Genomic DNA, 9545 nt, shown 5'->3' on the forward strand with positions numbered 1-9545 from the left:
TGAAGAATCGACATGTTCCTAATCAAGATAGCCAGGCAGCTAGGTGGTTGCACCGCTTGATATACATTTCTATGCATAAACTTCATCTAATATGCTTGAAAATGAATAGACTTATATAAGAAATTTAACTGTCGATAAATTCTGTATCTACGGAACACACCTAAGTCAGATAATCTGCTCAATTGAGGGCATATTACACTTCTAAGTCAGATAATCTGCATGTTTGTGGTAATTTCTGCGTCATGTATACGTCTTTTTGACAGATTATCCGACTTAGGTGTGTTTTGAACTGCCTCCTATTTCTCGTGTCCAAGAAATGGGAGGCAGTTCATTCGCCGGCGTCGATATCGGTGGATCCTACCTCCGCAAAGATATGAATAATTCAAAAAATTAGCTTGAGCTAGCGTCTGTATTTGGCGTTCTCAAATGCAATCTTGAAGTCTTCGAGGAGTTCTCGTGGGACCTTCTCCTGATCTCCGTGATGAAGTTCTTGCATAAACACATTGCTTATGGCTCCTATAAGCAGGTGAGGAGCAATTTTATCTGCGAGAGGTACAAATTCTAGAGCGTATCTCTTGTCGTCGATGGTAAGCCAGGTTCCTCTCCAGCTACCGACAGTTCCCTCAATATCTGAAGCATGGGCAGAAGCAAAGACATTTTGACTGTTATCAAAGAGATACACGACCCCATCTGCGTCAACACCAACAAAACCGTCTGTAGCACATTGCTCAAATCCAGAAACAATATGCGCACCACTGGTCCAGAACACCCAGTTCTTCTCGCCAGCCATAGACAGACCTTTCTAAACATCAATAGTTTCTTTTTTAATGGTAGTAGGAGGGAACTTTTAGGGCAAGTAAATTTCGGTCAAAAAGCATAGTTTACCTGCGAACTCAACCTACTGTTGAGTAGTTAGAAACCGTTGCGATATCCAACTCAACTGATGCGTTCTTGTTGAACGTATTGTTACGACTCATAGTGAAATCAGCGGCCCGCAAGCTATTTCAGTAATAATGAGTTGAGAAAAAGGAGCAACCATGACTACTTCATCTGAGACCCTTGGTCGTCGTATTGCACGTCTTCGTTTGGCTAGAACTGCAACGCAGGAGCGTCTGGCAAAGGAGCTGAACGTGAGTCCGCAGGCGGTGAGCAAGTGGGAGAACGACATTAACTACCCAGACATCTCGCTGTTGCCAGACCTTGCGCGCTTCCTTGGCGTGTCCGTTGACGAGCTTTTGAGTGGCGCAAGCGCTTCCGCTCAGGAGAGCTTTGCTGTCCAGGAGAGTGCTGCTGCTAGGGAACGTGCTACTAAGGTTGTTTCTGTTGCAGCTGACGAGCCTGCAGAGATCGTAGAAGAGTCTACCGAGCAGGACAACCAGGGTATTGCTACTCAGTCTTCGGGTTTCAGCTTTGGCAAGCTTTTTGGTAAGAGCATGGTCAAAGTCGAGAAGAACGACGAAGCTGACGGTAGTAAGAAGAAGGGTGTCCGCCTGGGAAACGGCTCTGCAAAACACGGCTTGCACGTGTATATAGTCTCCGATGACGGTGACGTTGTAGATATGTGCGTACCTCTGGGCCTGGCAAAGTTTGTCTTGAATTCGGGAATCCAGGTCAGCGGAAGCTATCTTAATCAGGAGACTCAGGAGCAGCTCTCTAATATCAATCTTGATGCACTTATGGAAGCTGCAAAAACAGGCGAGAGTGGCACACTTGTGGATATTACGTCCGCAGACGGCGACGTTGTAAAGATCTGGTTTGACTAAGCGCTAACGATTACTTAGACTGACTAAAACGAGATACGCCCGGGCAGTTGCTTGTCGGGAATCGGTCTCGTTTTTTTGTTGGCGCGGATTTACTTAAGGTTCGCTATTCCATGGTATTTCTCATTTGATGTAAAATAGTGCCACCAAATTGTGTACTGGATAGTACGGGCTCAAGAGAGCCAATTATCTTTTTTGGCATCTTCATATTGCATGGAGATGCCATTTTTTAAAAGGAGAATGTAATGGAGCAAATTGCTCTGTTGTTCGAATCTTCTGCAGAGAACCCTAATGTTGTTGATTCTGTTTGGTATAACGAGTGGTTAGCGGCTAAAGAGTTGACACAGTTTGATGTTCATCTCTTTAATTACGAGGCATATCTTAATGGCGAAGAACTTATTTGTAATAAAGCTCCAAAACATGACATGCCAACGTTTCTTCGCTGTCATCCAACCTCTAAAGAAAATTACAAACGCCTAGAGCGTGATTTTTTGTCTTTGGGGTATAGGCTTTTGACTGATTCTTGGCGTGTAATCGGTCCTGAGGAATGGGGATTAGGAGGATATTCTTTTGTAGGTGATTACGAAATTGAGAATATTAATGTCGGCGCATGTTTTGGTTCAAGTGGTCATGGCTCCTATCCTCCTACTGTCTATGTTGTAAGAGATGCCGATGGTCCTCTTAGTGATTTGAATGAAAGCCTAGCAATAGGATATTTTTCTGGAGATGAGGGCAAAGAACTTGCAAAAAAATTTGAGGAAGCAAAAGGTACTTACTTTACTGGCGGGGCTTTCTTTGAGGAATATGTAACAAAAGCTACATGTAATGAGATTCCTGTGATTTGGAGAGTTTTTTATTTTGAAGGTAAGGCATTTTTTAAAAGTCCATTAGAACCTGATGCCTTAACAATTTGTCCCAATTTACCCAAACCACCTAAAAAGCTTATTGGAGCATTTCAGGATGTTACCTGGAACTTGTTTTATGCTTGCGATTTCATCTTGTTAAAAGAGGGTATTTGGAAATGTAATAGGTTTTTTGACGGACAGATGTCTCAGGTCCCGATTGGTGAAGAAACTGAAAAATTCTATACAACACTTGCTAGATGTATTAAAAAGGCACCTCAAATTCCAGAATGGGTATGGTGTCTTACTGCGGAAGTTAGAGATGAAAATAAGATTGGTAAGGATAAACGCATAGTTCATGGAACACGTCATTTTTCTCCGGGTACAAAAGTTTTTCTTCACCCACCAAATTGGGACGAACGTGTCGCTGCAATAGGCATTCCTCGTTATACAGATAAATATATACGCGTTGTTATGGATGTTAGAAAGCTTGAACATTTCGAATTAGAGAAAGTAAGTGATCCAGAAATTGTAACTGCACTTCGAAATCCTGGTAACATCTGGATGTTTACCCACATGGCGCCAACTTCAGTTGGACGCGGCTACTGGGATCAGAGTGATGAATCAAAACAACGTATTCAGGAAGATATAGATTGGCTTTCTCATTTAGATCCAGATGGAAAGCGCTGGTCATAACTAATTTTGTTGACATCACATTGTATGCTTGTGGCAAATAATTTGACGTAATGTCTCAATGGTACGTTCTTCTCGACTGATGGTGGAGATTCTTACATGAAGTCTTTGATTGTGTACTATTCGTATTCCGGCATCACAAGAAGGCTTGCGGAGGATATTGCTCTGATTACAGATGCCGAGTTGCTGGAGCTTAAGCCTCAAGAGCCCTATTCTTTCTCGTATAACACGGCGGTAAAAGAGGTTAGAGCTCAAATAGAAAAGGGCGTTTGTCCTGCGCTCATGCAATTCGATATAAACGTTGCTGACTTTGAAACCGTTTTTATAGGATCGCCCAACTGGCTAAAGACATTTGCTCCTCCGGTGCTTTCGTTCTTACGAGCAACGGATTTGAGTGGAAAGACAGTCATTCCGTTCTGCACGCACGGCGGCGGAGGATTTGGCAACATGATTGAGGAGTACAAGAAGGAATGTGGTGCTTCTCGTGTGATGCCAGGATTGGCGGTAAAAGGCACGTACACTTTTAGTGAAGTGCAAAAAATGGCTGGAGTCAATGGGGTTGGACGATGCGAGTACTTCTAGCTGAAGATGAGAAGAGAATGGCTGCGGCTATCGTGGCCCTATAAAGCGGATGGCGTGCCCTCCCTCTATGCAGAGCGAGGCTGCGCGCCATCGGCAATCTTTAATATATCACATTTTGTCTTGGATAAAAGTGCTCTACACAGACGTCTTTCTAGACAAGACGTCTTTTTTATTTATGCAGGTAGAAGGCTATGTAACAAAATATTCTAAAATCGCATATTTATATGTTGACGTGCAGTTTTATAAATATTCTAAAATCGCATATTTTAGTCTTTATCTGGGGTTACTCAGTTGCCGTGTCTTCGTCATGTGCGAGCAGGGAGTTGAACAGGTCGTTGATATCGGTGTGTCGCTGAGCGGTTTCTTCCTCGGCTCGTATCCACGAGCCGTCTTGGTAGTAAAGAACATCGCCCTGGCAAGCGTTGTTTGGTAGCTCATCGACAGAAACGGTCAGCATATTGCCTGGCTGGTCATCTAGTTCAAGCACGGCAAGATTGTTGTCTTCAAATCGATCAATGATTGCTTTCATTACTTGGACCTCGATGTCGACGACGTGCTAGATTTTTCTTGTGAGGTAGGCGCTACAACGATACCGTTTTTCTCGCAAGATATATCAATGGTTGTACCATCGCAGGTAATGGTAATGGTTCCGTTGGCACCCGTTCCCCAAACCTCAACGGAATGTTTATGGAGGGAGTTCAGGACCGACTGCATGGGGTGACCGTAGGAGTTGTCTAAGGCGTACGAAAGGATGGCGTAGGTAGGCGAGAGCCTGCGAACCAGCTGCTCATTTGTGCCTGTTCGGGAGCCGTGATGCGAGAGCTTAAGCACATCAATGTGGCCTGGATTGGAGTCCAGGATGGCGCTTGTGGGTGCGTCTCCCGTGAAGAGGAACGTTTTGGTGCCCACGGTCAGCTTGATGATTATCGAGTAATCGTTGGTGTCGGGGAAATTTGCGTCCTTGGTAGGCCAAAGGATTTCTAACTTGTAAGCATCGGTTTGATCGATGATGGTTCCTGCTTCGGCAAGAGTTATCTGCAGGTTATTGTTCTGGATTGCGGTCAGAAATTTCCTGTACGTTGCCGTATTGTTTGTTTTATTTGGTGCGTAAATGGCCCCGATTTGGGTGCTGGAAATGACGTCCGCCATACCGCCGATGTGATCTTCGTCGGGATGGGTGGCCACCAGGTAATCAATTTTGTTTCGACCAAGTTCTTGGAGCACCTGGGCAATTTTTGGAGCAGACCCCGTGGGGCCTGCGTCGATGAGCATGGTTTTCTCGGGGAGTGCGATGAGAATAGCCTCTCCTTGGCCCACGTCGATGAACTTGATAGTGACGTTTGTGCTTGCCTGTGCGGTGGCTGACGGAGCGCTGGAGCCTGATTGTGAGGACCCGCCAGGCGCTTGAACTGCGGTTTGTTGGCCCGAGGACCCCGCGGTAGATAGGGTGGTCGGAAGCGGTTGCGTGAGCGCTGCGCTAAAGTAGAGCGCTACCGTCAGCGTGGCTAGTGCGATTCCAGCTTTCTGCTTTCCCGCGTATCGTTTATGTGGTTTGAGCTTGCCTTTTATGAGCTTTTTGGGAGCACTGGCATCCTCGTAGATGAGGTTCAGAGCGCTCTCGATAACCGGAAGTGAAAAAATTGCTGGTAGAAGGTAAGAAAGCATCGACGGCGAGGCAAGTGTTTGCGCCAGGGCAAATGCGCCAACAATCAGCGCTGCGTTTATAGCAAGCCTGGTAAGTCCCGATTTCCAGCCTTTAAGATAAAACTGCGGAATACCAAAAATGCCAAATACCAGGGAAAGAATGAGCGCAAATAAGTAGTCAGATTGCTTGCCAGAGGATGTACCGGGTGATTCAGTTTTGCTGTTAAATTGCTTTTGGTTGGGCATAAAACCTCTCTGGACACGTGCGTTCTGAAGAATCTTACCCTATTTGACCAGCCAGTCCAGGGCTTTCTGTATTCTTCCTTCAACGTTTTGGAAGTGATTTCCACGGTTCAGCTCAAACATTGAGGTTATTCCCGCACTCTCTAGCCTGCTGGCGAGAAGTTCTGCGTTTTCTCGCACGTGCATTATTTGTGGATTGGGGGTTCGTGCTTCTCGGTCACCCAGAGAAAGATAGGCGTGTGTGAGGCCGACCACCCCTCCTCTGAGCTGCTGATCTACGTAATCCAAAAGCCCTGGGAACCAAAACGATCCCGAGACAGCTCCGATGCGCTGGAAGGTAGCGACGGAGGCGTCGACGTACGGCGCGCCGGGACCGCTGAGCTGCGGCGTCGTGGCGGTGCCGGGCTGGCAGCCGCACGCGACCTGCTGTGACACGCCAGTCCACAGGCTAAACAGACCTGCAAGTGAGTATCCCACAAGCACCCTATACGCTGGTGACTCGGTGAGTTCCGATTCCGCCCAGGGGATGACCTGGTTGATGAGGGTATCGAGCGTTTTTTGGGCGCCGTCGCCAAAGTTGGGTCCCTTGGCAAAAACGCGCGGGGCACACCAGGGCGAGAAGTTCTCTTCCCACAGGTCAGCGCCAACGTTCACTAGGCTGACGCCCTCAGGTACCTGAATGGGGGAGTTGTCGGCCACGTCACCCAAGAGGTAGGCAATAGGTGCTCCTGCTACAGAGGACATCTGCATGTGGATGGAAAGCCCGGAGATGATTGTTTTTCTCACCACGGGGTTGGTGGAGTGCGGCGTTGCAGCCGCAACGGGACGGGAGGCTGCGGCGTCGGTGGGATGCGTATCTGGTGTAGCGCTCATGCTACTCACTCAACGTCATTTGCAGGTAGTAGACGTTTTCGCGCAGGTGAGAGGAAACCTCGCGGTCGATGACACCTTCAAACTGCAGCCGCGAAATCTGGTCCAACTCAATGCGCAGGGCGTTTTCTGCCACGTCATCGGCGTACTTTCGAGCGTCCGCAATCTGCTGCCTAAAGTGAGGCGACATCTTGTGTGAGCTCAGGTTGTAAGGCAGCAGGTAGGAGACTTGGGTGGTGCTGGAGTCATGCTCATCATTGATATTGATGCGGCCCCAGATGGACTCAATTGCTGACTCGTGGTCAATCATCAGATTAGATGCGATGACCGCCAGCTCCTCATCGTCACCGTTGGCAATGCGCTCCAGGTCATCAAGCTCCGCGTATTCCATTTCAAGTGCGTATAAACACGCCTGGTAGTAGGACTGGTCTGCGTCCTCAAGGTGCCTGATTTCGCCGTCGATGATGCGTTGCGCTGCCAGCTTAAGCTCGTGAAGGGCAACGGCAATCCGCGAGCGGTGGTTTGTTGTTGCAGCAATGTTTGCGATGGGTCCGTAATAGCCTACTGACCTGCGGATTGAAGTAATATCATCGACAATTTGATCCCACGGAATGGGGTTGTGCGTTTTAATATGGCGCTCGCGTAGCTCCTCGAGGCATTTCTGCTGAACTTCTGTCTCGTGAAGGACCAGCTTTTTGACAAGTTCGCCCGAGCCAGGGACAGTGATGCGAGAGGCAAACAAGCGGTTGGTATAGCGCGTGATAGCCAAACGAAGCGCAGGTAGATACTTTGCTTTGGCGTTTTCTGACTGCAACATGTTCCTGAGCTCGCCAAGAGTTGCCTCAAGAACAGCAATCTCTCCCTTGTAGAGACGTTCGGGCAGGTCAGAGTCTGCTTCAGGGGACTTTGATAGCATGGGTAACAGATTGTCCGCTAAAAGCAACGTGGCGAGAATAACGCCGGCGGCGATGGTAATCAGCAGATCCCTCTGCGGAAACGCTGCTCCAGACTGGGTTGTGAGAGGCAAGGTGAGGATAATCGACAACGTTACCGCACCTTTTGCGCCTGCAATAGTTGTAACCAGCACGTTCTTGATGACCTCGGCCGACGTGATTGAGATGGGTTTTATGGCGCACGTGGGTTTGGGTTGCTCAGCGATCTGCTTCGAGGTTTGCTCCGAGACCAGTTCAGCGAGCGGCTGGTCGGGTTTCTCGCCGTTGGAGCTGCTACCTGCGTCGGAGCTGCTACCTGCGAGGTCATTCTCGCCGTCGACGGCGTCTTTTCCGGTGCAGAGATGACCGCCCTTGTGGAGCTTATGAGTTTCCAGCGCGTAGAGCCACGCAAAGCGAACACCGTGCATGAACAGGGTAATCACGACAACAATTCCTAGAATTTGCAGGATATTGAGGCCGCCGTTGGTGCCAGGAAGCACGGCGAGGGGGAGCTGCATTCCTAGGAAGACAAAGATGGTGCCGTTGATGAGGAAGCTGATGACTTTCCACGTGGAATCTGAGACCAATTTTTGCCTTGCAAACAGCGCTTTATTGCTCTGCCTTCGAGGGAGTGCAATCACCAAGCCAGCTGCTACAACAGCAAGTACGCCAGAAACGTGGAAGGTTTCGGCAAGAAGATAGACAAGAAACGGCGTCAGTACTTCATAGAGAACGTTTGCGACGGTGTCCTCGTAACCCAACCTGCCAAGCATTGCGTTGATGGCAGAGAAGGCAAAGCCAGTGACAATTCCCATTGCCACGCCGCCTACAAAAAGCACTGTGAAAGATCCCGCTGCGTCTACCAGCGAGAACGTACCCGTTACGGCCGCAGCTACGGAGAACTGGAATGCAACGACGCCGGATGCGTCGTTAATCAAGGACTCTCCCGAGAGAAGCGTTTGCTGGCGATGGGTCAGGTGGATGTTGGACTTAAGCGCGGTGACGGTGGCTGCATCGGTTGGCCCCAGGGCCGAGGCCAGCGCAAACGCCGCAGCTAGAGGAATTGAGGGGACCATGAGGTGGAGGGCGTAGCCGACCGAAAGCACGCTGACAATTACCAGCGCAATCGCCAGCGATAAAATGCTGTTCAGGTTGAGGAGAAGCGCACGAATGTTGGTTTCTCTCGTCTCGTTGAACAGGAGTGGGGCAATAAAAACCAGCATAAAAAGCTCGGATTCCAGGTGAACCTCCTGGACGCTGGGCAGCACGAGCGCAACAAGCAGGCCGATAACAACCTGGATAACGGGGATGGAGACGTTGACAAACTTGTCGATAACCGAGGAAGCCGCGACGCAGGTCAAAACTATGAGCACAAACTGAAATGCTTCCATCAGGCTTCCTTCCTGGTCGTAGGTGGCAACGACGGCGAGCCCGCGGCGGGCGTCGAGCGGCGGGTCCGTGACGAGCGGCGGGTCCGTGGCGAGCGGCGGGTCCGTGGCGAGCGGCAGGTCCACGAGGGTTCCGAGCACACGGGACTTCTCGCCAGATAACGCTTCATTCGAGTATATACGGTTTTGCGGCTCTAGCTTGACTTGGCGCAGATAACACATGGTTTCTGCGGTGATGCGTGAGCTCTATCAGTGAGGCTTGGAATTGCGAGCCTGAAAAGTGCATGAAGTCTGAGTACATTTACTCAGACATGACGAGAAAAACCGGTAAACAGCTCAGATATGGTGCACTTTTCCGGCAAATTATTCAGACATGGCGAGAAAATCAGGCTCCATGAAAGGGCGAACTCGGACGCGCTTTAAACTTTGCCTGAAAAGCGAGCCTGAAAAGCGAGCCTGAAAAGTGCAAAGATTCTGTATTTTGGACACAGATTCTTTGATGAAATCAGGCAAATCCACCGAATCTTTGATGCTTTTAGGCTTGAATTGTCAAAGCAAGTGCAACGTTTGGTGATGGTAGACTTCCCAAGG

Annotated in this window: 8 protein-coding genes; 3 read left to right on the plus strand and 5 right to left on the minus strand. The window is 49.0% G+C overall.

The annotated features are described in order from the left end of the window. Positions 1–400: 400 nt before the first annotated feature. Positions 401–790: a hypothetical protein gene (locus HMPREF1492_RS07295; RefSeq protein WP_051479431.1), complete on the minus strand. Its 390-nt coding sequence runs from the start codon at positions 788–790 to the stop codon at positions 401–403. 247 nt (positions 791–1037) lie between these two features. Between HMPREF1492_RS07295 and HMPREF1492_RS06005 the strand changes: the two genes are divergently transcribed. The 3 genes from HMPREF1492_RS06005 (at position 1038) to HMPREF1492_RS06015 (ending at position 3877) form a co-directional block, all read left to right on the plus strand. Then, entirely contained in the window at positions 1038–1763 is a 726-nt protein-coding gene (locus tag HMPREF1492_RS06005; protein ID WP_035436987.1) for a helix-turn-helix domain-containing protein, read from the plus strand. A gap of 242 nt (positions 1764–2005) precedes the next feature. After that, positions 2006–3298: a hypothetical protein gene (locus HMPREF1492_RS06010; RefSeq protein ID WP_198014350.1), complete on the plus strand. Its 1293-nt coding sequence runs from the start codon at positions 2006–2008 to the stop codon at positions 3296–3298. A gap of 96 nt (positions 3299–3394) precedes the next feature. Continuing rightward, entirely contained in the window at positions 3395–3877 is a 483-nt protein-coding gene (locus HMPREF1492_RS06015) for a flavodoxin (RefSeq protein WP_035436989.1), read from the plus strand. Positions 3878–4160: 283 nt separating this feature from the next. On the opposite strand, the gene HMPREF1492_RS06020 is transcribed toward HMPREF1492_RS06015, so the two are convergent. From HMPREF1492_RS06020 to HMPREF1492_RS06035, 4 genes are read right to left on the minus strand one after another with little or no spacing between them, the layout of a single operon-like run. After that, positions 4161–4406, minus strand: coding sequence for a DUF3006 domain-containing protein (locus HMPREF1492_RS06020; RefSeq protein WP_035436992.1), 246 nt, complete (start codon positions 4404–4406; stop codon positions 4161–4163). Further along, positions 4406–5767, minus strand: coding sequence for an MBL fold metallo-hydrolase (locus tag HMPREF1492_RS07300; protein ID WP_051479432.1), 1362 nt, complete (start codon positions 5765–5767; stop codon positions 4406–4408). The genes HMPREF1492_RS06020 and HMPREF1492_RS07300 overlap by 1 nt, the downstream gene beginning before the upstream one ends. 39 nt (positions 5768–5806) lie before the next feature. Further along, positions 5807–6637, minus strand: a complete 831-nt coding sequence (locus HMPREF1492_RS06030; protein ID WP_035436994.1) for an alpha/beta hydrolase-fold protein — start codon at positions 6635–6637, stop codon at positions 5807–5809. Position 6638: 1 nt separating this feature from the next. Further along, positions 6639–9095, minus strand: a complete 2457-nt coding sequence (locus tag HMPREF1492_RS06035; RefSeq protein ID WP_232215628.1) for a cation:proton antiporter — start codon at positions 9093–9095, stop codon at positions 6639–6641. Positions 9096–9545 lie beyond the last annotated feature (450 nt).

Source organism: Atopobium sp. BS2 (genome assembly GCF_000565075.1).
Taxonomy (GTDB): domain Bacteria; phylum Actinomycetota; class Coriobacteriia; order Coriobacteriales; family Atopobiaceae; genus Lancefieldella.

Coding starts and splice junctions, on each gene's coding strand:
- HMPREF1492_RS07295 (WP_051479431.1), bottom strand. CDS start 790: ATGGCTGGCGAGAAGAACTGGGTGTTCTGGACCAGTGGTGCGCATATT.
- HMPREF1492_RS06005 (WP_035436987.1), top strand. CDS start 1,038: ATGACTACTTCATCTGAGACCCTTGGTCGTCGTATTGCACGTCTTCGT.
- HMPREF1492_RS06010 (WP_198014350.1), top strand. CDS start 2,006: ATGGAGCAAATTGCTCTGTTGTTCGAATCTTCTGCAGAGAACCCTAAT.
- HMPREF1492_RS06015 (WP_035436989.1), top strand. CDS start 3,395: ATGAAGTCTTTGATTGTGTACTATTCGTATTCCGGCATCACAAGAAGG.
- HMPREF1492_RS06020 (WP_035436992.1), bottom strand. CDS start 4,406: ATGAAAGCAATCATTGATCGATTTGAAGACAACAATCTTGCCGTGCTT.
- HMPREF1492_RS07300 (WP_051479432.1), bottom strand. CDS start 5,767: ATGCCCAACCAAAAGCAATTTAACAGCAAAACTGAATCACCCGGTACA.
- HMPREF1492_RS06030 (WP_035436994.1), bottom strand. CDS start 6,637: ATGAGCGCTACACCAGATACGCATCCCACCGACGCCGCAGCCTCCCGT.